General features: G+C 69.2%; 21 protein-coding genes. 17 read left to right on the top strand and 4 right to left on the bottom strand.

The annotated features are described in order from the left end of the window. Nucleotides 1-33: 33 nt before the first annotated feature. The 4 genes from PV646_RS20050 to PV646_RS20065 all read left to right on the top strand — a co-directional run bounded on the left by PV646_RS20050 (nucleotide 34) and on the right by PV646_RS20065 (nucleotide 5,228). Nucleotides 34-1,344: an MFS transporter gene (locus PV646_RS20050; RefSeq protein ID WP_500343685.1), complete on the top strand. Its 1,311-nt coding sequence runs from the start codon at nucleotides 34-36 to the stop codon at nucleotides 1,342-1,344. A 361-nt stretch (nucleotides 1,345-1,705) separates the two neighbouring features. Continuing rightward, complete coding sequence (locus PV646_RS20055; RefSeq protein WP_500343686.1) at nucleotides 1,706-4,057, top strand: molybdopterin-dependent oxidoreductase; 2,352 nt, start codon at nucleotides 1,706-1,708, stop codon at nucleotides 4,055-4,057. Between the two features lie 64 nt (nucleotides 4,058-4,121). After that, nucleotides 4,122-4,673 (top strand): EF-hand domain-containing protein, encoded by a 552-nt coding sequence (locus tag PV646_RS20060; protein WP_500343687.1) that lies wholly within the window; start codon nucleotides 4,122-4,124, stop codon nucleotides 4,671-4,673. A 327-nt stretch (nucleotides 4,674-5,000) separates the two neighbouring features. Further along, nucleotides 5,001-5,228, top strand: coding sequence for a hypothetical protein (locus tag PV646_RS20065; RefSeq protein WP_500343688.1), 228 nt, complete (start codon nucleotides 5,001-5,003; stop codon nucleotides 5,226-5,228). 44 nt (nucleotides 5,229-5,272) lie between these two features. On the opposite strand, the gene PV646_RS20070 is transcribed toward PV646_RS20065, so the two are convergent. Together PV646_RS20070 and PV646_RS20075 are read right to left on the bottom strand one after the other, a co-directional pair. Next, nucleotides 5,273-5,695: a Fur family transcriptional regulator gene (locus PV646_RS20070; RefSeq protein WP_500343689.1), complete on the bottom strand. Its 423-nt coding sequence runs from the start codon at nucleotides 5,693-5,695 to the stop codon at nucleotides 5,273-5,275. A gap of 147 nt (nucleotides 5,696-5,842) precedes the next feature. Next, the gene (locus PV646_RS20075; RefSeq protein WP_500345096.1) at nucleotides 5,843-5,983 is read right to left on the bottom strand and encodes a hypothetical protein; all 141 of its coding nucleotides are present in this window, start codon (nucleotides 5,981-5,983) and stop codon (nucleotides 5,843-5,845) included. Between the two features lie 221 nt (nucleotides 5,984-6,204). Here PV646_RS20075 and PV646_RS20080 point away from each other — a divergent pair, with 221 nt between their 5' ends. Genes PV646_RS20080 through PV646_RS20130 form a run of 11 tightly spaced genes read left to right on the top strand, consistent with a single transcriptional unit; the run spans nucleotide 6,205 to nucleotide 17,519 of the window. Beyond that, a complete protein-coding gene (locus PV646_RS20080; protein WP_500343690.1) occupies nucleotides 6,205-7,458 on the top strand; it encodes an ATP-grasp domain-containing protein in 1,254 nt (417 codons plus the stop codon). Continuing rightward, nucleotides 7,455-8,249, top strand: a complete 795-nt coding sequence (locus PV646_RS20085) for a Rossmann-like domain-containing protein (RefSeq protein WP_500343691.1) — start codon at nucleotides 7,455-7,457, stop codon at nucleotides 8,247-8,249. The genes PV646_RS20080 and PV646_RS20085 overlap by 4 nt, the downstream gene beginning before the upstream one ends. Further along, nucleotides 8,249-9,304, top strand: a complete 1,056-nt coding sequence (locus tag PV646_RS20090; RefSeq protein WP_500345039.1) for a PLP-dependent cysteine synthase family protein — start codon at nucleotides 8,249-8,251, stop codon at nucleotides 9,302-9,304. Before PV646_RS20085 ends, PV646_RS20090 begins: the two co-directional genes overlap by 1 nt. Continuing rightward, a complete protein-coding gene (locus PV646_RS20095) occupies nucleotides 9,301-10,329 on the top strand; it encodes a dipeptide epimerase (RefSeq protein WP_500343692.1) in 1,029 nt (342 codons plus the stop codon). Before PV646_RS20090 ends, PV646_RS20095 begins: the two co-directional genes overlap by 4 nt. Beyond that, on the top strand, nucleotides 10,326-11,498 hold the full coding sequence (locus PV646_RS20100) for an MFS transporter (RefSeq protein WP_500343693.1): 1,173 nt from the start codon (nucleotides 10,326-10,328) through the stop codon (nucleotides 11,496-11,498). The genes PV646_RS20095 and PV646_RS20100 overlap by 4 nt, the downstream gene beginning before the upstream one ends. Then, complete coding sequence (locus tag PV646_RS20105) at nucleotides 11,495-12,280, top strand: class I SAM-dependent methyltransferase (RefSeq protein ID WP_500343694.1); 786 nt, start codon at nucleotides 11,495-11,497, stop codon at nucleotides 12,278-12,280. The genes PV646_RS20100 and PV646_RS20105 overlap by 4 nt, the downstream gene beginning before the upstream one ends. Before the next feature lie 11 nt (nucleotides 12,281-12,291). After that, complete coding sequence (locus PV646_RS20110; protein ID WP_500343695.1) at nucleotides 12,292-13,821, top strand: ABC transporter substrate-binding protein; 1,530 nt, start codon at nucleotides 12,292-12,294, stop codon at nucleotides 13,819-13,821. Further along, nucleotides 13,818-14,762, top strand: a complete 945-nt coding sequence (locus PV646_RS20115; protein WP_500343696.1) for an ABC transporter permease — start codon at nucleotides 13,818-13,820, stop codon at nucleotides 14,760-14,762. Before PV646_RS20110 ends, PV646_RS20115 begins: the two co-directional genes overlap by 4 nt. Then, entirely contained in the window at nucleotides 14,759-15,532 is a 774-nt protein-coding gene (locus PV646_RS20120) for an ABC transporter permease (RefSeq protein ID WP_500343697.1), read from the top strand. Before PV646_RS20115 ends, PV646_RS20120 begins: the two co-directional genes overlap by 4 nt. Then, entirely contained in the window at nucleotides 15,529-16,947 is a 1,419-nt protein-coding gene (locus PV646_RS20125) for an ABC transporter ATP-binding protein (protein ID WP_500343698.1), read from the top strand. Before PV646_RS20120 ends, PV646_RS20125 begins: the two co-directional genes overlap by 4 nt. After that, the gene (locus PV646_RS20130; RefSeq protein ID WP_500343699.1) at nucleotides 16,944-17,519 is read left to right on the top strand and encodes a GNAT family N-acetyltransferase; all 576 of its coding nucleotides are present in this window, start codon (nucleotides 16,944-16,946) and stop codon (nucleotides 17,517-17,519) included. The genes PV646_RS20125 and PV646_RS20130 overlap by 4 nt, the downstream gene beginning before the upstream one ends. 471 nt (nucleotides 17,520-17,990) lie before the next feature. Here the strand turns inward: PV646_RS20130 and PV646_RS20135 are convergent, their stop codons facing one another. Then, complete coding sequence (locus tag PV646_RS20135; RefSeq protein ID WP_500343700.1) at nucleotides 17,991-22,634, bottom strand: family 78 glycoside hydrolase catalytic domain; 4,644 nt, start codon at nucleotides 22,632-22,634, stop codon at nucleotides 17,991-17,993. Nucleotides 22,635-22,812: 178 nt separating this feature from the next. Here PV646_RS20135 and PV646_RS20140 point away from each other — a divergent pair, with 178 nt between their 5' ends. Both PV646_RS20140 and PV646_RS20145 read left to right on the top strand, forming a co-directional pair. After that, nucleotides 22,813-22,977, top strand: a complete 165-nt coding sequence (locus tag PV646_RS20140; RefSeq protein ID WP_500343701.1) for a hypothetical protein — start codon at nucleotides 22,813-22,815, stop codon at nucleotides 22,975-22,977. Next, nucleotides 22,952-23,218 carry a helix-turn-helix domain-containing protein gene (locus PV646_RS20145; protein WP_500343702.1) on the top strand — a complete coding sequence of 89 codons (267 nt, stop codon included), beginning with the start codon at nucleotides 22,952-22,954 and terminating at the stop codon, nucleotides 23,216-23,218. Before PV646_RS20140 ends, PV646_RS20145 begins: the two co-directional genes overlap by 26 nt. Here PV646_RS20145 and PV646_RS20150 read toward each other — a convergent pair. Beyond that, entirely contained in the window at nucleotides 23,160-23,768 is a 609-nt protein-coding gene (locus PV646_RS20150; RefSeq protein WP_500343703.1) for a TetR/AcrR family transcriptional regulator, read from the bottom strand. The two genes, PV646_RS20145 and PV646_RS20150, sit on opposite strands and share 59 nt — an antisense overlap. Nucleotides 23,769-23,784 lie beyond the last annotated feature (16 nt).

The following is a 23,784-nucleotide window of genomic DNA, read 5'->3' on the forward strand; positions in this document are numbered from 1 at the left end:
GGTAGTCAGCGACCAGGGCAAGGGAGCTTTCTCATGTCGCACCAGCGCAAAGTCGTGGCCAACGTCGTCCGTGGTTGTCTCGGCAACCTCGTCGAGTGGTACGACTGGTTCGTCTACGCCTCGTTCAGCATCTACTTCGCGGCCGCCTTCTTTCCGCGTGGCAACCTCACGGCCCAACTGCTGTCGACCGCCGTCGTGTTCGCGGTCGGCTTCCTCATCCGGCCCTTGGGCGGCTGGTTGCTGGGGTTGTACGCCGATCGCCACGGCCGACGTGCCGCACTCACGCTCTCCGTCACTCTGATGAGCCTCGGCTCGATGGCCATCGCGCTCACCCCCGACTACGCCACCATCGGCGTCCTTGCACCGGTGATCCTGGTGTTGGCCCGGTTACTTCAGGGACTCTCGGTCGGGGGCGAGTTCGGCTCCAGCGCCACCTACCTTGCCGAGATCGCGACGCCGGGCAGACGCGGCTTCTACTCGAGCTTCCAGTACGTGTCGATCATCCTCGGCCAGCTCGGCGCCCTCCTCACGATGATCCTGCTGCAGTCGGTCCTCAACGAGGACCAGATAAGCGCGTGGGGCTGGCGGGTACCGTTCGCGGTCGGCGCGGTCGCCGGTCTGGTCGTGCTGTACCTGCGCCGTTCCATGGACGAGTCCGAGCACTTCTCGCGCCAAGAGGCACACCGTGGTGGCCTGCGCACGCTGGTCACCGAACACCCCAGGCAGCTGATCGCCGTGCTCGGCCTCGCCATCGGCGGCACCGTCACGTTCTACACCTTCACGTCGTACTCGCAGAAGTACATGGTCAACACCTCCGGCATCCCCAGGACCACCGTCGCGGTCATCGGGTTCGCCGCGCTCGCCGTGTTCATGCTCCTGCAGCCCATGGCCGGCGCACTGTCCGACCGGGTCGGCCGACGGCCGGTGATGCTCGGGTTCTCCATCAGCGGCCTCCTGCTGACCGTGCCGATCCTGACCGCGCTCGGGCGCACCACGAACCCCTGGCTCGCGTTCGGGCTGCTGGTGCTCGCCCTCGTCTTCCTCAGCGGCTACACGGCTCTGGCCGCCGTGATCAAGGCGGAGATGTTCCCCACCAACGTGCGCGCACTCGGCGTCGGCCTTCCGCACGCCGTCGTCGCCGCGACGTTCGGCGGACTGTCCGAGCCGATCGCACTTGCGCTCAAACAGGCCGGTCACGAGAACGTCTACTTCTGGTGGGTGAGCGGGTGCATCGGACTGACCCTGGTCGCCACGCTGCTGGTGCGGGAGCCGTCGCGGAACTCCACCCTTGACAGGTCCGGCTCCGGCGAGGTGCCGGACATGATCTCCACGACCAGACCCTGACTCACATCGACTCGCGCACCGCGTGGAACAGGCGGTGCCGGACCGGAGATCGCCCGCCCACCGATATGGCACCCCTCAGCCCTGTGCGTGCCAAAAACCGCATCCGTGCAGCTTAATGTGAAACCTCTGCCTGTCACCCCATCCGGCGCTGCAGGCGCTACGCCAGCTTGATGAAGGTGGCATCGAGGGCGGGAAACCATGACCGCCCCGTGCCACCATGTTCGAGTTGGCGGCTGCGAGGCGAGGACTTCGCCTCGACCGCTCGAAGGCGAAGGGCAGGCTCCCGCAACGACACATCACCCCGCGGTGTGAGCGACTTTTGTCCGAGATCAAGGGCTCTCAGAGGTGGAGTTGATGTGTGATGGAACGACGCGTGTCGGTCGCGACGCACTGGGGGAGTTTCGTCGCCGTAGTCGATTCCGGCCGACTGGTACGAATCGAACCTCGGCACGACGACCCCGTGCCATCGCCCATCGGCCCCGGAATGGTGACAGCCGCCGACGACAGCGCTCGCATCCTGCGTCCCGCTGTGCGCGAGGGCTGGCTGAACGGCGAGCCTCGCGCCCACGGCGCGGCCAGAGGCTCGGACGCCTTCGTGGAGGTGAGCTGGGACCAGGCGATCACGCTGGTGAGCGATGAGCTCCGCCGAATTCGTTCACAGCACGGGGACAGCGCGGTGTTCGGCGGATCCTACGGTTGGGCGAGTGCGGGCAGGTTCCACCACGCGCAGGGTCAACTCCACCGGTTCCTGGCGCTGGGCGGGGGTTACACCGACTCCCGCAACACCTACAGCACCGCGGCTTTGGAGGTCATCCTCCCCCACGTGATCGGCGGCCACCCGTGGAGCTACCAGAGCCGGATGCCCATGTGGGACCAGATAGCCGCGAACTGCGAGCTCGTGGTGGCGTTCGGAGGGCTGGCCCTCAAGAACAGCCAGATCAACCCTGGCGGACTGGCCAAGCACCAGACGAAGGACCTGCAACGCCGGTGTCGTGAGGCCGGGGTGCGGTTCGTGAACATCAGTCCCATCCGCAGCGACGCCGCCGACTTCCTCGACGCCGAATGGCTGCCCGTCGCGCCCAACACCGACACCGCCGCGATGCTCGGCATCGCACACACGATGCTGGTCAACGGATGGCACGACGAGGACTTCCTCCGCCGGTGCTGCGTCGGGTTCGACCACTTCGCCTCCTACCTGACCGGCGAACTCGACGGCGTTGCGAAGGACGCCGCCTGGGCGGCGAAGATCACGGGCATCCGCCGCGACACGATCACCGACCTCGCCCGCCGCCTCACCACGCAACGATCTCTCGTCATGGTCAACTACGCGGTGCAACGGGCGGACCACGGCGAACAACCGATCTGGATGTCCGTGGTGCTGGCCGCCATGGCGGGCTCGATGGGTCGGCCTGGGTGCGGCTGGGGTGCGGGTTACGCGACGATGGACGCGACGGGCGTCGCGCCGGACCGCGCCTCCGTGGCAACGATACCGGCGGTTCCCAACCCGGTTCCGGACTTCATCCCCGTCGCGAGGATCGCCGACACCCTGCTGCATCCGGGCCAGGTCATCGACTACGACGGCAAGCGCCTCACCCTTCCGGAGCTCCGGCTGATCTACTGGTGCGGAGGAAACCCGTTCCACCACCACCAGGACCTCCACCGGCTGACCCGCGCCTGGCAGGCCCCTGACACGGTGGTGGTGCACGAAGCCTGGTGGAACACGACGGCCAAGTTCGCGGACATCGTCCTCCCCGTCGCCACCAGCCTCGAGCGCGACGACTTCGCCGCCGGATTCTCCGACCCTCACATCGTCGCGATGCCGAAAGTCCGCGAGCCTGCGGGCGAGTCTCGGACCGATCACCAGATCTTCGCCGCCCTGGCCTCCCGGCTCGGATACGAGAAGGAGTTCACGGAGTCGCGCTCCGAGATCGAATGGGTCCGGCACCTCTACGAGCAGACGAGGGCCGAACTCGGCGGCGATGCCGCCTTGCCGGACTTCGACGACTTCTGGCGAATCTCCACCGCTGCGCTGCCGGCGTCGACCGGACCGTTTCCCGGCAGTTTCGAGGACCTCCGCTCAGACCCACAGCGTTTTCCCCTGTCGACGCCGTCGGGCCGGATCGAGATCTTCTCCGAGGAGATCGACTCCTTCGGCTACGACGACTGTGCCGGACACCCGAAGTGGTTCGAACCGACGGAGTGGCTTCAAGCCGATCTGTCGGACCGGTTCCCGCTGCACCTGATCTCGAACCAGCCCGCCTCACGTCTGCACAGCCAGTACGACAACGGTGGCCACAGCCTCAGTTCGAAGATCGGTGGACGCGAGCCGGTGACGCTCAATCCGTCGGACGCCGCGGCGCGCGGCATCGAGAGCGGCATGATCGTGCGGGTCTACAACGACCGCGGCAGCTGTCTCGCGGGCGCGATCCTGTCGGACGCCGTCATGTCGGGCGTAGTACAGCTGTCGACGGGAGCATGGTGGGATCCGGTCCAGCCGGGCATGAGCGGAACGATGGATCGCCACGGCAACCCGAACGTTCTCACCGCAGATCGGCCGTGCTCACGCCTGTCCCAAGGACCGAGCGCCCACAGCGCGCTTGTCGACGTCGACCGCTACGACGGTTCGCTTCCCGATGTGCTCGCCTTCGCACCACCAAGCTTCGTTACGCCAACAGAAGTAAGGCACGGTGACCGGCACCACCCGAACGAATGACCGGATTTCCCCTTCGGGTCACGCCGCTGGACCCCACCTGCTGGCCTGATTACGTTGCGCGGTCATGACTGCAGTTCGGGATCTCAAGTATCGCCAGTGGTTCAAGGGAGCGGACATCGACGGTGACGGGGTGATCACCCGCCTGGACGTCCGGTTGATGGGCGAGCGCTACATCGCGGCCCGTGGTTCCGCACCGGAGTCCACGACCGCCCGCCGGCTGACCGAAGGGCTGGACGCGTTCTGGGCCAACGTGATCGCACCGATGGACCGGGACGACGACGGGCAGGTCGACCTGCGGGAAATGACCGAGGGGTTCCGGCAGGCGCTGGCCGATCCCGCCCTGTACCCGCAGCAGGTCGGACCGGTCGCCGACTGCTACTTCGACCTGATCGACCTCGACGGTGACGACAGGGTCGACCAGGAGGAGTTCAAGGAGATCTTCAGCCTGGCCGGCAACGTGTCGTCCGAGGACTGTGCCGCGGTCTTCAGCGCGTTGGACCAGAACGGCTCGGGCGGACTGGACCGCGCCGAGTTCCACCAGGCGCTCACGGAGTTCTTCTACGGCGACGACCCAGACGCCCCCGCCACGCACCTGTTCGGCAAGATCGCCAGCTGACCGGCCGTGTCTTCCGATTGACCGGCCGCCCCCGCCTTGGTGTTCTGGGGCCAGGAGAGCCGTCGCGCGTCGGCGGTGAGCCACGCGGCGGCGCCGTGGTTCCCGAACCACCAGCTGACCGAGCGGGATGTCGTGTCGTCAACGCGATCACGGCTCCAGCGTCGCCGCTGGCGACCAACAGCCGGCACTCAGCCTCACCGGCGACATGCTTTCGCTCGAATGTCGACGGTGAGGCTGCTAGACGTCGCGAGCGGCGGCGGGTACTTGCCGTCACGACCGAGCTCCTCCCCGGCAGCGCCATCACGTCACCCGCACTCTCAGCGGGGTGTGGCCACTGGGCCCGCCACCGTCCGAGGGGAGGCCGAACCCGTCGCGTCGGGGGGTCAGGGCCTCGCGGGTGCGGTCACGACCGCCACCGGCACGACCACGATCTGGGCGATTCCCTGGAGTGCGCTCGGCGCTCTGCTGGTGCTCGTGGCGATCCTGTTCGCGCTGTGGCGTGTCCGGCGCCGGATCCGTCAGCTGACCCGAGCAGCCGAGGGCTCCCAGTCCTGAGTGGACGGTGAACGCGAACCAGCAGCTCGCGTTCGTCCGCAAGTTCAACGACATTCGGCCGTTGCGGGCAGAGGCGGCGCGCAGACCGCACAGGTTCCGGACAACAGCACCGAGCTGTCGTCGATCATGAAGCCGTGCAGGGCGGCGGTCTGCGCGACCCATGTGGCCACTTCGTCGTCGTCCGCCTCCACGACAAGGGCGCACTCGGAACACACGAGGCGGTGGCCGCGTCCGCACGCGGGCCGGAGTCCGTAGACGGCGGTGCCCGACCGGATGGTCGCCCGCTCGAGGACTCCGGCGTCGACGAGCCGCTTGACGCACTGGTACACGGTGGCCAACCGGATCGGGCGGCCTGCCGACGTCAGCCGGTCACGGACTTCGGCGACCGTCAGGAACTGCCGCTCGGATTCGAACACGCTCACGACGCGGTGCTCGTGGTCGGTTCGCGGTCTGGGCCGGGCGCACATTCCGCACTCCTGTCCGCACGGGCGACCCGACGGCGTGGCGACCGGGACGACCTCGACTCCCCTGCGGGCAGGTTAACGGAAATGATTGTCGTTTTAAATAGCCTGCCGCCCCGCACACCACCGCGGGAGACGCGACCACGACGCAGGTCAGCGCTCGTCGTAGTGGCCATCGTGGACGGCATGGCGGTGACCGTCGTGCACATAGTCGACGTGATCACCGTGCGGGACGGCCACGTGGCCGCACCCGTAGCCGTGGGCGTGGCCGTGGTCGAGATGTGTCGTGGTCATGATCGACCTGCCTTTCGATGCCCAGGTCTGTCGCATCACCCGGACGTCCTAGCGCAGTCACTGAACGCGACAAATATTAGTCAACACGCATGAATGACACGCCTCCAACGCTCACCCGCCCGGCGCAGCCGCGTCCCCGGGAGGCGGTAGAGACCACCGATCGACAATGATTACCATGTTCCTCAATTCCGCCGCGGGGGTCGCGGCGGGGAGGAGGACTTGTGGCTCACCTGTTGATGATCGAGAGCTGGGTCGGCGCGATGAGCTCGCTGCTGCCCAGGGCGATCAACGAGTCAGGGCACCGCTTCACCTTCGTGACCCGCGATCTGCACCACTACCTGCGTTCGGCGCCTGCGCACCCGCACCCGTTGCTGGCAGCCGAGAACGTGCTCACCGCGGACACCAACGACGTGCCAGGCCTGCTCGACCACGTCGAGCGCCTGCACGCGGTGCTGCGCTTCGACGGCGTGATCTCCTCATGCGACTACTACCTCCCGGCCACCGCGCGGGTCGCCGCGCACCTGAGCCTTCCCGGTCCCGACCCGGACGCGGTGGAACGGGCCTGCCGCAAGGACCTCACCCGCACCACGTTGAGCGCGGCCGGCGTACCGGGTCCGCGCTTCGCCCTCGCCGACGACTGGCCGGCACTCGCGAAGGCGGCGGCCGAACTGGGGTATCCGCTGGTGGTCAAGCCGGTCGACCTGTGCGCCGGGATGTACGTGCGCAAGGTGACCGGCGAGTCGGAGCTGCGCGAGGCGTTCGCCGCGATGGAGGCGTTCCCGGTCAACGCCCGCAACCAGCCCAGGGTGCGGACCGTGCTGGTGGAGGAGCTCCTGACCGGACCCGAGGTGAGCGTCGAGACGATCACCGTGGACGGCACCACGCACGTCATCGGGGTCACCGACAAGAGCGTCGCGGGTGATCCGTGGTTCGTGGAGAGCGGGCACATGTTCCCCGCCGACCTGCCCACCGGCGACGCCGAGGCCGTCGCCGTCGCGGCGATCGAGGCTCTGGGCCTGGACCGCGGTGTCGCGCACACCGAGGTCAAACTGACGCCCGACGGCCCGAAGCTCGTCGAGGTCAACCCCCGCCCCGCCGGCAACCAGATCACGGAGCTGGTCCGGCGGGTGACCGGCATCGACCTGCCCGCCGCGTACGCCCAGCTGGCCGTGGGCGAACGACCGTATCCACGACCCGCGGACACCGGTGTGCGCAGCGCCGCGATCTCCTTCCTGCTGCCGCCGCGTTCCGGCCTGGTGTCCGCCGTCCGCGGCGCCGAGGCGCTCGACGCCGCGCCCGAGGTCGTGGATTGGACCGTCAAGCGGCCCGGTCACCGCGCGGGTGACCCGACCAGCAACAACAGCTACCTCGGCCACCTCGTGGTGACCGACTCGGCCGGTCTCGGCGCACGTGCCCGTGCCGAGCAGCTCGTGGGCGGTCTGTCCGTCGACTACGCCGACGAGGTGCCCGCGTGACCCTCGCCGACCTCGCCGAGCTCGTCCGCGGTGGCGAGCTGGGTCCTGATCCCGCGTCGTGCACCGTGAGCGTCGGGTTCACCACCAGGCAGGGCGCCCGGCACGCCACGCGCGGGCAGTCCTACCGCAACACCGTGGTCAGCCTCCGCGTGGAGGACGCGGTCGGCTCTTGCGCGGTGGAGGACGTCCTCGACGACGACGTACACGGCTGCGTCGGTTCGACCGTGCTCGAGCTGCTCGGCCACCCGAACCCGGCCATCCGCACCGCCGCGCTCGACGCCTACCTCGCGCACGTCCGGCCGCACCACCTGTCCGCCACCAAGTCCGTCACGGTCGGTCCCGGCAGCTCCCTGGCGAAGTCCATGGCCCGCGCCGCGGCCGTGATCGACCTGCTGGATCCGGCTCCGGGTGACCGGGTGCTGGTGGTCGGCGTGGTCAACTCGCTGCTGCACCACCTGCGCGAGCGAGGCGTGAGCTACGTGGCATGCGACCTCAAGGGCGGCAGGACCGAGTGGGACGAGCCGATCACCACGGAGACCGAGAGCTCGCTCGACGGCTGCGACCTCGTCCTGGCCTCGGGGATGACGGTCGGCAACGGCACGTTCGAGCCGCTGCTGTCGCGCGCCGTCGCGGCCGGCACACCGATGGTGATATTCGCGCAGACGGCGGCCGCGGTGTTGCCGTGGTTCATCGGCAGTGGCGTGCGCGCCGTCTCGGCTGAGCCGTATCCGTTCTTCTGGCTCGACGGCGGCCCCACGACGATCCACCACCACACGGAGCGCCCGTCGTGATGATCCCGCGCCAGAACCGGCACCTGCTCGATCTGCTCGGCCAGAGCCCGGTCACCCGCATCACCACGCCGCTCCCCCACCGGCACGGCGGGTTCTGGGCCAAGCTGGAGTGCCTCAGCGCCGGCGGCATGAAAGCCCGGCCGGCGGTGTCGATGCTCCGTGCCGCTCGCGACCGCGGCGAACTGCGCCCCGGCGCGGTGGTCGTCGAGTCCACCAGCGGCACCCTCGGACTCGGCCTCGCGTTCGCCTGCCAGGTGTTCGGCCACCCGGTCGTGCTCGTGGTGGACAGCGAGCTCGAACCGTCGATGCGGGCTCTGCTGCGGGCGCACGGCGCTCGCCTGGAGGTGGTCGACCGGCCGCACCCCGTGGGCGGCTGGCAGCAGGCGCGCTTGGACCGGCTCCAGGCCGTGCTGCGCGAGTTCCCCGACGCCTACTGGCCCGACCAGTACAACAACCCCGACAACCCGAGGGGCTACGTCGGGCTCGCGAGAGAACTCGTGGAGCAGATCGATCCCGTCGACGTGCTGGTCTGCAGCGTGGGCACCGGCGGGCACAGCGCCGGTGTCGTCCGGGAACTGCGCCGGTACCGGCCGGACGTGCGGCTGATCGGCGTGGACACCGTCGGCTCCACGATCTTCGGGCAACCCCCGCGGGCCAGGGTGATGCGCGGACTGGGCAGCAGCATCCACCCCGGCAACGTCGCCTATCCCGAGTTCGACGAGGTCCACTGGCTGGGCCCGGTGGAGGTGGTCGACGCCTGCCGCAGACTCGCCCGCGACGCCTTCGTCACCGGCGGCTGGAGCAGCGGCGCCGTCGCCCTGGTCGCCGCCTGGGCCGCCAGGGTCGAGCCGGGGGCCGTCGTCGCGACGATCTTCCCCGACGGCCCGCACCGCTACCTCGGCACGATCTTCGACGACGACTTCTGCGCCGCTCGCGGACTGCTCGGCCAGGCCGCCGATCGGCCGGTGGAGATCGGGGATCCGCACCGGGTCGAGGCGACGGGCTGGACGCGGTGCCGGTCGGTCGTCGCACCGAGGGCGGTGGTGCTCGCGTGAAGGTCGACTGGGAGGTCTACGGCCTCGAACTGAGCACACCCTTGCGCATCTCCAGGTCGGTGATGGCACGCCGCGACGCCGTGCGGGTCGTCGTCGAACACGACGGGCGGCACGGCCACGGCGAGGTGGTGACCAGCACCTACTACCAGCTCGACGTGCAGGCGATCACGTCCCGGCTGAACCGGCTGCGGCCGGTTCTCGCCGACGCGGACTCACCCGAGACCGCCCTCGACGACCTGCACGCGGACGAGACCATCCCCGCCGGAGTGCGTGCCGCGGTCGACGCGGCGTTGCACGACCTGCTCGGTCTTCGTCAGAACACGCCGGCACACGTGCTGCTCGGCACCGGGGAATGGCACGACACCCCGACCGCCTACACGATCGGCATCACCACGCCGGACGATGCCGCCGCCCAGGCCGCCGCACTGACCCAGCGCGGATTCTCCCTGCTCAAGATCAAGGCAGGGGCCGGCCCGGAGCAGGACGTGGCCACCGCGGTCGCGGTCAGGAACGCCGCGCCGGACGCGCGGCTGGTGCTCGACCCCAACGGCGGTTGGAGCCCGGACGAGACGGTCCGCGTCGTGGAGCGCCTCACCGACGCCGGTGTCGTGCTCGACGCCGTGGAACAGCCGATTCCTCCAGGCACCCCGGACGCGCTGGCCTGGGTCCACGAACGGTGCCCGGCACCGCTGATCGCGGACGAGGACGCCGCCACGGTCGCCGATGTCCGCAAGCTCGCGGGCACGGTGGACGGCATCAACATCAAACTCGCCAAGTGCGGCGGCCTGAGGCCGGCGCTGGACATCGTCTCGGCCGCCCGGGACGGTGGCCTGGACGTGATGCTCGGCTGCCTGGTCGCGAGTTCGCTCGGCCTCGCGCCGGCCGTTCACCTCGCCGGGCACGCGCGGTGGGCTGATCTGGACGGGCACCTGTTGCTCGACGGCGACCCGTGGTCGGGCATCGGCGGCGAGGACGGCGTCCTGCGGCTCTCCGGGGCGCCGGGGCTGGGCGTGGTGCGGCGATGACCCGGTTCGCGCTTCCGGTGCGGCTGTTGCTGGTCAACCAGTTCGCGGTCAACACCGGCTTCTACCTGCTCATCCCCTACCTCGCGACGCACCTGGGCGGTCTCGGCATGTCCGCGGCGGTGATCGGGGTCGTGCTCGGGGTCCGGACGCTGAGCCAGCAGGGCCTGTTCCTGGTGGGCGGCACCGCGTCGGACAGGCTCGGGCCGCGCACCGCCATCCTCCTCGGCTGCGGTCTGCGCGCGGTGGGGTTCGGGTTGTTCGCGATCGGTGACTCGCTCACCGTGGTGCTGGCCGCCTCCGTCCTCAGTGGACTGGCCGGGGCGCTGTTCAACCCCGCGGTGCGCGCGTACATCGCTCTGGAGGCGGGAAAAGCGCGCACCGAGGCGTTCGCCCGGTTCAACGTCTACGCCCAGGCGGGCGCGCTGTGCGGGCCGGTGCTCGGCAGCGTGCTGCTGCTGTGGGACTTCCGGGTCTCCGCGGTGGTGGCGGCCGGGATCTTCGCGGCACTGACCGTCGCCCAGGCCGTCGTGCTGCCCGCACGGGCCGCCACGCGCAAGGGCGGGTCGATCCTCGGCGACTGGCGCGAGTGCCTGACGAACCGCCGGTTCGTGGCGTTCACCTGCGTGCTCAGCGGGATGTTCGTCCTGCAGAACCAGCTCTACCTGCTCCTGCCGATCCAGGCGCAGAAGGCCACCGGCTGGGCAGGCGTGGTCGCCGCGCTGTTCGTGACCTCCACGGTCGTCACGCTGCTGTTCCAGGTGCGCATCACCCGGATCCTGTCCGATCACGCGCGCGGACCGGTGATCGCCGCCGGTCTCGCCGTCATGGGCGTGGGATTCGCGGCGCCCGCGCTGTGGTCCGGACTCGTGCCCGTGCTGGTGGCCACGCTCGCGCTCGCCGTCGGCGTGATGATCGCGCATCCCCTGGTCTACGACCTGATCCCGTCGTTCGGCCCGGACAGCCTCGCCGGCACGCACTTCGGCGTGTTCTACCTCGGCTCCGGGCTGGCGGCCGCGCTCGGCAACACCGCCATCGGGTGGGTGAGCGGGTTCGGCGACCGGCTCGCGTCGCTGCTGTGCGTCGCGATCGGACTCCTCAGCGCCGCGGGTGTGGCCTGGCTGCACCGGCGTGGTGCCCTCACACCACGGCAGCAGGAGGTGGCTCGATGAACCTGCTCACCGACAACCCCGAGCTCTACGAGCACCAGTTCCCCGACCCCGAGCACGTGGCCGCCCGGTTCGTGCACGACGTGGTCACCCGGTTCGGCGGCGGACGGGACCTGCTCGACATCGGCTGCGGCACCGGTCGTGACGCGGGATGGTTGTCCCGCAACGGCTATCGCGTCGCCGGAGTGGACAGCTCGGAGAACATGCTCGCGTACGTCCGCGAGCACCACCCGGCGGTCGACGTGGCGCCGGCCGACATGCGGTCCTTCGACCTCGACCGCACCTTCGACGTCATCACCTGCCTCGACAGCGCGATGCTGTACTGCCACACCAACGCCGACCTCTCCGCGTTCCTGGAACGGTGCCGCGCGCACCTGGTACCCGGCGGGTTGTTCCTGGCGGAGATGCGCAACGGCGCCTTCTTCCTGGGCAACACCGAACTCCTCGACGGTGTGCGCACCCGTTCGGTCACGTGGCGGGGCACCGAGTACACCTCGCACACCGAGCTGTGGATCGACCACGCCGACCAGCTGCTGCGTCGCCGACGCACCTGGGAGTGGGCCGGACGCTCGGAACCGCTGGTGCAGCGGTCGGCCTGGCGCCTGCTCTTCCCCCAGGAGCTGCGGCACCTGCTCGACCTCGCCGGGTTCGAGGTGCTCGCGCTGTTCGACTCCCCCGGCCCGCGCGCCGACCAGCCCTGGACCGCCGACGCGCAGCTGAGCGGCGCGCTGTCCGGCGACCGCCTCCACGTCGTGGCCCGCCTCCGCCGAGACGGGTACCAGTGAAAGGAACCAGCATGTCCCTGAACCGCCGCGGTTTCCTCGGCCTCACCTCCGGTCTGGCGGTCGTCACCCTCGCGGGGTGCGGCAGCGGTGCGACCTCGGCCTCCTCCGCCCCGCGCGCCGGCGGCAGGCTCCGCGCCGCGTTCGCGGGCGGTGGCGCCAAGGAGGTCCTCGACCCGCACCTGGCCAACCTGTTCGTCGAGGCCGCGCGGTCCAAGGCGATGTTCGACAAGCTCGCCGACCTCGGCAACGACGTGTCGCCGCAGCCGCGGCTCGCGGAGAAGTGGGAGCCGAACGCCGACCTCACGCGCTGGCGGATCAGCCTGCGCCAGGCGACGTTCCACGACGGCAGACCGGTGCGCGCCCAGGACGTCCTCGCCAGCTACGCCCGCATCCTCGACCCGAACCGCGCGTTCCGCGCCAAGTCGAGCCTCACGCTGATCGACCTGCCCAACAGCCGCGCGGTCGACGACCGCACGGTCGAGTTCGCGGTGAAACGGCCTTTCGGCGAGTTCCCCAACGCACTGGCCGCCTTCGGCGCCTACATCGTGCCCGAGGGCGCCGAGGACTTCAGCAAGCCGGTCGGCTCCGGTGCTTTCAGCTTCGTGTCGTTCGAGCCGGGCAGGTCGGTGCTGCTCATGCGCAACCCGAACCACTGGGAGGGCGCGCCACTGCTCGACGAGCTCGAGTTCGTGATCGCCAACGAGGAGTCCGCGCGCACCAACGCGTTGCTCGGCGGGCAGGTCGAGTACGCCCACGACCTCACACCGACCACGGCGCGCAGCAACGCCTCCGGCGACCGCATGACGATCCACCGCTCGCCCAACAGCGCGGTGCAGGCGTTCGCCATGAAGGTGGACCGGGCGCCGTTCGACAACCGCGACCTGCGGGAGGCGATGTTCCTGCTCGCCGACCGCCCTCAGCTGGTGGAGTCGGTGCTGGCGGGCAGCGGCCAGGTCGGCAACGACCTGTTCGGCAAGGACTACCAGCACTACGCGGGCGACCTCCCGCAGCGGCAACGCGACCTGGACAAGGCGAAGTTCCTGATCCGCAAGGCCGGTGCCGAAGGCCTGACGGTCAAGCTCGACACCTCCACAGCCGCGGCCGGCATGGTCGAGGCGGCCACGGTGTTCGCCGACCAGGCCAAGGGGTCCGGGCTGACGATCGAGGTCGTGCAGGGCAACAAGGACAGCTACTGGGCGGACACGCTCAAGAACGGTTCCCTGTCGAGCTTCCGCTCGGGTGCCATGCCCATCGAGACCCACGTCGCGCAGCGCCTGCTCAGCGGATCGGGCACCAACGTGACCAAGTGGGCCCGGCCCGAGTTCGACGCGCTCTACGAGAAGGCGGTGTCCACTTCGGACCCGGCCGCTCGTGGCGAGGCGTACCAGGAGATGCAGCGCGTGCTGCACGCCGAGGGCGGCTACCTGATGTGGGGCTTCGCGGACTGGATCGTGGGCGCGAAGCCGAACGTCGGCGGCATCGCCACCGCGCCCGCCAACACGCTGGACTGGGCCCGCTTCGACAAGGTGTGGCTCGGGTGAGTCTTGCTTCCTACACGGCCCGGCGGGCAGCGCTCGGGCTGGTGCAGGTGCTCGCCGTGGTCACCCTCGTGTTCTTCCTGGTCGAGGCCCTGCCGGGAGACGCGGCGGTGGCCCTGGCCGGGGACAACCCCGACCCCGCGCGGATCGCGCAGATCCGCGCGGCCATGGGCCTGGACCGGCCGACGTTCGACCGTTTCGTCGAGTGGCTCGTCGGGTTGCCGCAGTGGGACTTCGGTGTGTCGCTGGTGTCGGGACGCCCGGTGGCGGACTTCCTGTTCGGCGGCATCGGCCCGACGCTCGCGCTGGCGGCGCTGACCCTGGTGCTGCTGGTCCCGATCTCGGTGCTGGTCGGGGTGGTGGCCGCGTTGCGCGAGGGCAGCCTGCTGGACCGGACGCTGACGTCGATCAGCGTCGCACTGCACTCGATCCCGGAGTTCGCGCTCGCCGTGGTGCTGATCGCGGTGTTCGGCGTGCAACTGGCGTGGCTGCCACCGACCGCCGTGGGCGCGGACCTCTTCGCCCAGCCCGCGGTGCTGGTGCTGCCGCTGGTGGTGCTGCTGGCGCGGCCGATCTGCTCGATCAGCCGCCTGGTCCGTGCGGGCATGGTGGACGCGCTGGCGTCCGACTACGTGCGCCACGCCCGCCGCCTCGGGATCGGCGAGACGCGGGTGCGGTTCGCCCACGCGCTGCCGAACGCGCTGGCACCGGCCGTACAGCAGGTCGCGCGGACCACGGACTGGTTGCTGGGCGGTGTGATCGTGGTCGAGGCGGTGTTCGTCATCCCCGGCCTCGGCACCGTTCTGGTGGACTCCGTGGCCGCCCGCGACCTGCCGGTCGTGCAGGGTTTGGCCGTGGTCTTCGCCGTCACCACGGTGGCCGTGAACCTGCTGGCCGACCTGGTGGCGTTCCGGCTCGCTCCGCGCGCGGAGGTGGTCGCGTGAAGCGGGCCGGAATCGGTGGGCTGCTGATTGCGGTGCCCTTGGCGTTGGCACTGCTGGGACCGCTGTTCGTGCCGGACCAGCAGACTCGCGGCGCTCCCTTCATGCCGCTCGGGTTCCTGGGCACGGACTTCGTGGGTCGCGACGCCTGGTACCAGGTGCTCGCGGGCGGCCAGACGGTGGTGCTGGTGGCGTTGATCGCCACGGTCGCGTCCTACCTGGCCGGTGTGCCCTACGGCGTGCTCGCGGCCACGACCCGGCTGAGGCTGGTCGACGAGGTGCTGATGCGGCCGCTCGACGTGCTGCTCGCGGTGCCGTCGCTGCTGGTGCTGATCCTCGTGGCCGCCATCGCCGGACAGGGCCTTCCGGTGCTCATCGGCGTGGTCACGCTCGTCAACTTCCCCGACGTGGCCCGCCTCTCGCGAGCCGCGGCACTCGAGATCTCCGGACGACCCGCCTTGGAGGCGATGCGCATGCAGGGCGAGTCGTGGTGGCAGACTTCGATCATCTACACAGGACGGTCGATGCTGCGCACACTCGCCGCCGACGTGGGCGTCCGGCTCACCGCGGCGCTGTACCTGGTGGCATCGGCCAGTTTCCTCGGTGTCGGAGTGCCTCCGGACGCGGCGGACTGGGCCGTGATGGTGGACCGGAACCGAGGTGGGTTGTTCCTGCAGCCGTTGACGGTGGTGGTGCCCGCACTGCTGATCGTCGCGTTGTCCGTCGGGCTGAACCTGGTGTTCGACCGCGCCCTGAAGCAGGTGCGCACGTGACGCCGGTCGTGCACGTCGAGAACCTGCGCGCCGAGGCGAACGGGCACGTGCTGCTCGACGGCGTCAGCTTCGCGCTGTCCGCCGGCCGGGTGCTCGCTCTGGTCGGCGCCTCGGGCAGCGGCAAGACCACCACCGGGCTCGCCCTGCTCGGCGAACACGGTCCCGGCGTCTCGGTGAGCGGCCGCGTGGAGGTGCACGGGCGCGTCGGGTTCGTGCCGCAGCAACCCGCCTCCGCTCTCAACCCGGTGCGCCGACTGGACACCGTGTTCCGCGAGATCGCCGCACTCCACTCCGGCGATTCCGGCGAGCTGGTGGAGACGGCCCTGCGGCGGGCGCGCGTGCCGGCCGGGTTGCTGCGCCGTTATCCGCACCAGCTCTCCGGCGGACAGCAGCAGCGCGTCGTGCTCGCCCAGGCGCTGGTCGGCGACCCGGCGGTGCTGGTCGCCGACGAACCCACCACCGGGCAGGACGCCCTGACCCGCGCGGAGGTCGTCGACGAGCTCGCGGCCGTGGTCGCGCAGGGCGTGGCGCTGGTGCTCCTGACCCACGACGTGGAAGTGGTGCGAGCACTCGCTGACGAGATCGTGGTGCTGCGAGAGGGCCGCGTCGTCGAAGCCGGGCCCGCCGATGAGCTCCTGACCGATCCTCGCGAGGACTACACCCGTGCGTTGCTCGACGCCGCGCCACAGGAGTTCACGGAGGTTCCCGAGCGAGCCCCCCGCCTGCGCGTGCGCGGCCTGACCGCCCGGCACCGCACCACCACCGTCCTGCAGGACGTGCACCTCGATGTCGGCGAACGCCTGGCCGTCGTCGGCCGGTCCGGCAGCGGCAAGACCACCCTCGGCCGCTGCCTGGCAGGCCTGCACCAGCGCTCCACCGGCGAAGTGCTCCTGCACGACCGGCCACTGGCCAGGTCACTGCGCCGCCGGCCGCGGACCGCGCTCGCCGCCGTCCAGTACGTCTTCCAGGACGCGCGGGGTTCGTTCGACGAACACCGCACGGTGCTCGACCAGGTCGCCAGGACCGCGGTCCGGCTGCGCGGAGTGCGGACCGCGCAGGCCCGGTCCGCGGCACTCACCGCGCTGGGCCGAGTCGGCCTGGACGAGGAGATGGTGCTGCGTCGTCCGCGCGGGCTGTCCGGCGGCGAACTCCAGCGAGCGGCGCTCGTGCGCGCCCTGCTCGCCGAACCCGAGGTGCTCGTGTGCGACGAGATCACCTCGGGTCTGGACGCGGTCACCCGCGCCGGGTTGCTCGACCTGCTCGCAAGCGTGCCGTGCGCGCTCGTGCTGATCAGCCACGACCTCGACGTCGTGGCCCGTCTCGCCGACCAGGTGGTCGTGCTCCACGAAGGACGCGTCGTCATGGACGGTCCGGTGGCAACGACCTTGGACGGCGCGAAAGAGAGGATGAAGTGAACACGCACCACCAAGCAGCGGACGCCTACGAGGTCCGGCCGGCGACCCTCGCCGACCTGCCCGGAGCCCGCAGCGTCATGCTGGACACCTTCTACCGCGAGTTCGGCCACGGCTACAGCCCCCGGTGGCACGCCGACGTGATCGACCTCGCCGCGACGTACCTGGAAACCCCGCGGCACGCGCTGTTCGTCGCGGTCCGCGGCGACGAGGTCGTGGGCACCACGGCCGTCCGAGCGCAGGGGCCGGCGAGCCCGCCCCACCCGGCGTGGATCGCCGAGCGCTACTCCGGCGACCGCACGGCGCAGCTCTTCCGCGTGTACGTCCGGGCCGAGCACCGGCGCCGCGGTCTGGCACGTGCCCTGGTCGACGCCGCAGTCGGGTTCGTCGCCGAAACCCCCGGCTACGAACAGATCTACCTGCACACCGACACCCGCATCGCCGGTGCGGAAGGGTTCTGGCGCTCGGTCGCGAAAGAGGTGTGCGATGCCCGCGACGGCGACCTCGACCGCAACCAGACCGTGCACTTCGAGATCCCGATCCCGGCGCTGGCCGTGACGGACGACCCGAGATGACGTGACGGGTCGGGGTGGTCTTGCTCAGGCGGGCCCATCGGGCGAACGCGCTGGTCAACGCCCACCGCGCCGACCAGCTGCTGCCCGCACGGACAGATTCGTCCGTGCGGGCAGCAGATGTCGGCGCAGCCGAAGGTGTGGTTCATCCGCTGGATGAGCTCCCGCGCCCGTTCACGCCCCTAGGGGTGCCAAAACATGGCTCAACGGGCCTGACCTGCGGATCACGCTGCCGCAGGTTCATACTCGTTGATCAAGCCTCCGAGCACTCGCCGACGACGTACGGATCTACGGCCTGGCTCTCTGGTCGGGTGATCGGGTCGTGGCGCAGTGTGGTGTAGCGCTCGGTGTGGTCGTCGGTGGTTGTCCACAAGCCACGCTGCACACCCGGCTGGTTCGCGTGGCTGTGGTCATCACCGTGGCTGCGTTGCTCGTCGCGGTACGGCGTCAGCTGCCGAGTCGTCGCGCTCTCCCTCAGATCAACGACATGCTCCAGACGTCTGCGATGGACGGGTCGTAGTCGCCGGGGACATCCTGGAACCGGATCCGAACCTTGCCATCCGCGGTGTCAGCCGACGGTTGCACGACGAACTGGTACGTCACGGTCCCGTTTCCGGCCTCGCTGCGCTGGAACCGTCGCTGCGACACGGACTTGCCGTCCAGCAACACGTCGTAGCTCTTGAGTTGCTCGGCGTTGTAAGTCTCGACCGCGCGGATCACGAAAGCCTTGCCGACGGGGACGTTCAGGTCCATTTCGAACCATCCGTCGGATGCGGTGTTGTTGCTGTAGCGGCGTGTGAGGCCGGCCTCGGTGCTCACACCCGAGCTCGGAGAGGCAGCAAGGCCGTGTGCGGTCTCCGATGCCGCGCTGCCGAGATCGACGTGGTCGAGGGCGCCGGCCGGTGGGTTCGCCAGTTCGACGGTGGTTGTCGCGCTGCCGCGTTCCTCCGGCGTTGCACCGACGTTCGCCACGATGGCGGCAGATCCCTGGGTGACCGCGATCGGGACATCGATCTTGACCGGCACTGTCACCGTGGCGCCTGGTGCGATGTCGTGGGACAGCGGCGGTGGTGCGGTCCAGCCCGCCGGGGTCTCGATGGTGAGATTCCGCTTGAAGCCCGTGGTCGCACGGTTGGTGAGTTTCACCAACGCGGTCAGTTCATCGCCTGGTCGTGCTTTCTCCGGTAACGCATCGATGGATGTGACCACTACTGGCGCCTGAACGGTCGGCGACGCGGCGATGGGCAGTTTCGCGGTACCTCCCCGGTAGTTGTAGCGGACTGTGCCTTGCAGCTGAGCTGCGCCGGGGGCCGCGTCGGCCGGAATGCTCACGGTGTGATGGAACTGTGCGACCTGGCCGGGACGGACGAGCGTCGGCTTGTCCGCAGGAGGACGCACCTTCCAGCCTGACGGGACGCCCAGGGCGGTGGTGAGCGAGGTCAGATTTTCTGTGCCACGGTTGGAGACGGTGATCGTGACCGGGATCGTCGAACCCGGGAACAGCTGATCAGGCAGCTCTGTTCTGATCAGCGCTCCCAGAAGAAGCCCTGATGCCTTCGACAGTTCCGTCTCGATGCGGTCGAGCAGGGACAGCACGGCCGTTCCCTCGCCGGCCGGGATCTTGCCGTCGCGCATCGCGGCAGCTGTCCAGCGGCGGACATCGCTCGCATGTGCCAGCGCCTGGTGCAGTTGGACGGCGGCGGTGCTGTCGGCCCGTGCGGCAGCGGAAACCCAGGCAGTTTCCAGGGATCCGTGCATCAACCGGACGCCACGGTGGGCCGCGGGCGCACCGGGCGCGGTGAGACGGCCGACCCGATCACGCAGGTCCTTGGACATGTCAGTGGCCTCGCCGATGGCGCCGAGGACGGGAGCAGTCCCGAAGTTGTAGGAACCGGACCCGACCTCGAACACAGCCGCTCCCTTCTCCATGCGGAGAAAGCGCACGCCTTTCGCGGTTCCGGCCGGTCGGCCGCCTTCGGTGACGGCCCATCGTGTCGTGGTGGGCACGTGAACCTCGGCGGTGGTGTTGACCGGGACTGTCACCTTCAGGTCGACCGCGCTGTCGCGCACCGTCCAGGATGAAGCCAGTCGGCCGTACACGGTGTCGAGCTGTCCGGATCCTTGGGTCAGACCACCGCCGACCACCGGCGCGATCCGGGATCGCCGGTAGCCGGGCTGGATCAGCGACAGGCCACCGATGTTCTGGAACATCCAGTCCCCCACAGCGCCGTAGGCATAGTGGTTGAAGGAGTTCATGTCCACCGGGCCGAAGGAGCCGTCGGGCATGATCGAGTTCCAGCGCTCCCACATCGTCGTGGCGCCGTTGACCACCTCGTAGCCCCAGGACGGGTAGTCCTTGTGCAGCAACATCTTGTAGGCGAGGTCTGCGCGCCCGGCGACGCTGAGGGCCGGCAACAGCAGCGGTGTGCCGATGAAGCCGGTGGTGAGGTGGAAGTCCGTTCGCGCCAGCTTGGCCACGAACTTCTCGCCGACTTTTCCGATCAACGCCTGATCGGACACCAGTCCTGCAGCCAGAGCCAGGGCGTAACCGGTCTGCGAGTTGCCGGCGACGGTGCCGTCCGCCGCCACGTATGCCTGGGTGAAGGCACGGCGGACGTCCGACGACAACGACCCGTAGTCCTTCGCGGCGACTGTGTCCCCGAGGGCTTCCGCCGTTTCGCTCATCATGCGGGCGTTCTCGGCGAAGTAGGCGGTGCCGATCACGCCCTGCACCGTCGGGTCGTTGAGGTTCAACCAGTCGTTGGTGAAGAACGTCGTGCGGCCGGGCTCAAGCAGGTCCGACCCCGCGCTGTTGCGCACGAACGCGAAGAACTTCTTCATCGCTTCGTAGTTCTCGCGCAGGATGCCGGTGTCGCCGTAGGCGCGCCAGACCGAGTAGGGCACGGTGATCATCACATCGGACCACCCGACACCGCCTTCCGCGAACTGCCCCTGCGGCGTGGGCACCACCGCGGGCAGATCTCCGTTGGTGTACTGGGAGTTGCGCACGTCCGCCATCCAGTGGGACAGGAACGCGCGGGTGTCCACCAGGTAGTTGGCGGTAGGTGCGAACAGGCTGATGTCACCGGTCCAGCCCAGCCGCTCGTCCCTGGCCGGTGTGTCGGTGGGGATGGACAGGAAGTTGCCGCGCTGACTCCAGGAGATGTTGCTCACCAACTGGTTGAGCATGCCGTCGGAGGTCTTCAGCGTGCCGGTGGACCGCAACCCCGAACCCCACACCACCCCGGTGACGTCGGTCAGGGCAGGCGGAGAACTGAGCCCCGTGAGCTCGACATAGCGGAACCCGTGCTGGGTGAACGCGGGCTCGTAGGTGATCTTTCCGGACCTCGCGAACACGTAGCGGTCGGTCACCTTCGCGCTGCGGAAGTTGTCCGTGTAAAGGGTTCCGTCCTTGTTGAGCACCTCGGCATATCTGATCTTCACGGCCTGGCCCGCCTGACCGGACAGGATCAGACGCGACACACCAACCATGTTCTGCCCCAGGTCGTACACGTACGTGCCCGGCGTCGGCTCGGTCATCTTCCGCGACTTGAGCACCTCGGTCGCCCGCACCGGCTCGTCAGTCTGCGGGACGAGCAGGGCTGTCCGCGACGGCACACTCGCGACAGAAGACCAGTCGACGTCGTGGAATCCCGGACGATCCCATCCCGCGTGTTCCAGGCGCGCGTCGTAGGTCTCCCCGTCCTGCAGATCGGCCCGCACGAACGGACCGTCGCCCGCCTTCCAAGACTCGTCCGTGTCGATCCACTGGGTCGAACCGTCGGTGTACGTGACGCGTATCCTCGCCACCAGCGCGGGGGTGTCGCCGTACTGCCGGCTCCAGCCGATCCCGACCTTTCCCGCCCACCACCCGTTGGCGAGGGCGGCACCGATCACGTTGCCGCCGCTGCCGAGAAGCCCGGTCACGTCGTAGGTCTGGGACTGGATGCGCTTGTGGTAGTCGGTCCAGCCAGGGGTGAGCAGTTGGTCCCCGACCACCTTGCCGTTGATCGTGAGCCGGTAGAGCCCGAGAGCGGAGGCGTAGACGCGGGCAGAGGCGATCCTCTTGCCGGCTTTCGTGTTGAATTCCTTGCGCAGCAACGGCATCGGACCGGAATCCGGATTGTACAGAGCGTCCGTGGCTCCGGACACGACCAGCGCCGAACCGGTCAGCTCGCCGTCCGCGAACGGATTGCGCCCCGACGAGAAGTCGGTGTCGAGCAACACGGTCCCGTCCGGCCTGGTCACCACCGCGTCGTAGATCGTGCCCCGTTCCTTCGCGGTGTCATGAACACGAAAACCCAGGTAGCCCTTGGTGAACGTCGAGTCCGAGCGAGTGTCGACCAGTACCCCGTCGAGGGTTGTCTTGATGGTGCCGCCGATCGCCTCGAACCGGATCGTGTGACGCCCGGTGCGCAGCTGTTCGTTGGTGAAACCAAAGGTTCCCAGGTTCACCGATCCGAGCACCGTGTAGCCGCCGCCGTCCCTCCTGTGAGGACGGAGAGCCGGCTGGGCATCGGTCAGGTTGACCTGCCACATGTACCCGTTGTTCCCATCACGGGCACGCAGGAAGAAACCCAGAGCCGCGTTGTCGACCTTGAACTCGACCTGCGCGACGTAGTCGGTCCACTGGTCCACCTCGCTCGCACGGGACGGACGTGCTACCCACTGTGCGCCACCCCAGTCAGCGGGCGACAGCAATCCGGTTTCGAAGAACGCGTCCGCGCTCCAAGCGCTGGCCACGCCTTTGCCGTTCCACACACGCAGACCCCAGTAGTACTTCGTCGCCGGATCGAGCCTGGGCCCCGCGTACGCCACATCGACCTGACGGGAGGAGATCACTTTGCCCGAGGACCACACGTCATTCGCTCCGGCCTTGCGTCCCACGCGAATCTCGTAGGCGCTCTGCACGGCCGCACGTTCGGCCGATGCCAGCTGCCACCCCAGCGACGGCGCATCTCCACCGATCCCGGTGGGGTTGACCCGGCCGTTGGTGGACAGGCCCTCCACCCGGAGCACCGACGGCGACGCGACCGCGCTTCCCACGAAGCCCAGCGTCATCACCAGCACGAGAAAACCGTGGAACAGCAAGACAAAGCGGGAGCGCTGACGAGTCATGGCTTCTCCGTTGAAGCGATTGAAACGTTTCAATCCGATAGCGAGTGACGCTAAGTGGCGATGTGCACCACGTCAAGCCGCCGAAAGGCGGTGACACGCACCGACATACAACATTCCAAACCGAAGCAACGGATCCGCCTTCGCCGTCCGATGACGACTACGGCCACGATTCGTGGTCATGAACGAGGTTCTACTTACCCGGGATCGAAACATCGACGACCTGCCGGTCGAGACACTGGCCGGTGTACTGGTCGCGTCCACGCTCGCGCTGGCCGCGGTCTGCAACGCCGCGATCGTCCGTCCTGGCCTGCGCCGGCTTGCGCACCAGGCACAAGGTCGCTGACTACGCGGCCCGCCTGGGCTGCTCGAGCCGCACCCTCAACCGACTCGCCCGCGAGAACACCGGCCTCAGTGCCAAGCAGCTCATCGACGAACGCGTCGTGCTCGAAGCCAAACGCCTCCTCGCCCACGGACACGACCCGGTCGCACGAATCGCCACAGTGAAGATGTCCTCGATCGCGGCGGTTACTGAACAGCGGGCCCGATCCACCGGCCGACCAGAGCCCGCAGCTGGTCGTCGGTGAGCGCCGGAGTCGAGGGATGCTGCAGGAACGACAGGAAGAGCCGCATCAGGATCTCGGCGAGCCCCTGGAGCTCGTCGTCGGTGGCGATCCCGGCACCGGCCCAGTCCACTGGCACGTCGCGGAGGATGCGCGCGCCGAGGGCGAAGGACTCGGGCGAGGTCACCGCGACGGTGAAGAAGTCGGATTCGCCTGCCTGCAGGAGCAAGCCCAGGTACGGCTCTCGCGGGACCTCCAGGACGCCGAACACCACGGACTCCACGGCCACCTCGGCCGGGCTGCCGAACGAGGCGAGGTGCCGTGCCATCCGCGCGGCGAAGTCCTCGACGCCTGCCAGCGCGACGGCGCTGAGGATGTCCGCGAGGCGTGGGAAGTAACGGTAGACGGTCTGCCGCGTCACGCCCGCCTCGGCGGCGACCACGGACATGCTGGTCTTGGCGAGCCCGACGCGGTCCACACAGGCCATCGCCGCCGTGACGATCCGGCGGCGTGCCTCGTCCTCGGTGCCGGGTGGGTTGCCCTGCCAGCCGTGGTACCCCATGCGCACCATCATCCCTGAGAGCGTGGGC

This window comes from Streptomyces sp. ID05-26A (assembly GCF_033794685.1).
Lineage (GTDB): Bacteria > Actinomycetota > Actinomycetes > Mycobacteriales > Pseudonocardiaceae > Lentzea.

Excerpts from the sequence above, each read along its gene's own strand:
- PV646_RS20140 (WP_500343701.1), top strand. The coding sequence starts at position 22,813 with ATGAACGAGGTTCTACTTACCCGGGATCGAAACATCGACGACCTGCCG.
- PV646_RS20100 (WP_500343693.1), top strand. The coding sequence starts at position 10,326 with ATGACCCGGTTCGCGCTTCCGGTGCGGCTGTTGCTGGTCAACCAGTTC.
- PV646_RS20055 (WP_500343686.1), top strand. The coding sequence starts at position 1,706 with ATGGAACGACGCGTGTCGGTCGCGACGCACTGGGGGAGTTTCGTCGCC.
- PV646_RS20090 (WP_500345039.1), top strand. The coding sequence starts at position 8,249 with ATGATCCCGCGCCAGAACCGGCACCTGCTCGATCTGCTCGGCCAGAGC.
- PV646_RS20135 (WP_500343700.1), bottom strand. The coding sequence starts at position 22,634 with ATGACTCGTCAGCGCTCCCGCTTTGTCTTGCTGTTCCACGGTTTTCTC.
- PV646_RS20075 (WP_500345096.1), bottom strand. The coding sequence starts at position 5,983 with ATGACCACGACACATCTCGACCACGGCCACGCCCACGGCTACGGGTGC.
- PV646_RS20150 (WP_500343703.1), bottom strand. The coding sequence starts at position 23,768 with ATGATGGTGCGCATGGGGTACCACGGCTGGCAGGGCAACCCACCCGGC.
- PV646_RS20050 (WP_500343685.1), top strand. The coding sequence starts at position 34 with ATGTCGCACCAGCGCAAAGTCGTGGCCAACGTCGTCCGTGGTTGTCTC.
- PV646_RS20110 (WP_500343695.1), top strand. The coding sequence starts at position 12,292 with ATGTCCCTGAACCGCCGCGGTTTCCTCGGCCTCACCTCCGGTCTGGCG.
- PV646_RS20070 (WP_500343689.1), bottom strand. The coding sequence starts at position 5,695 with ATGTGCGCCCGGCCCAGACCGCGAACCGACCACGAGCACCGCGTCGTG.
- PV646_RS20105 (WP_500343694.1), top strand. The coding sequence starts at position 11,495 with ATGAACCTGCTCACCGACAACCCCGAGCTCTACGAGCACCAGTTCCCC.
- PV646_RS20060 (WP_500343687.1), top strand. The coding sequence starts at position 4,122 with ATGACTGCAGTTCGGGATCTCAAGTATCGCCAGTGGTTCAAGGGAGCG.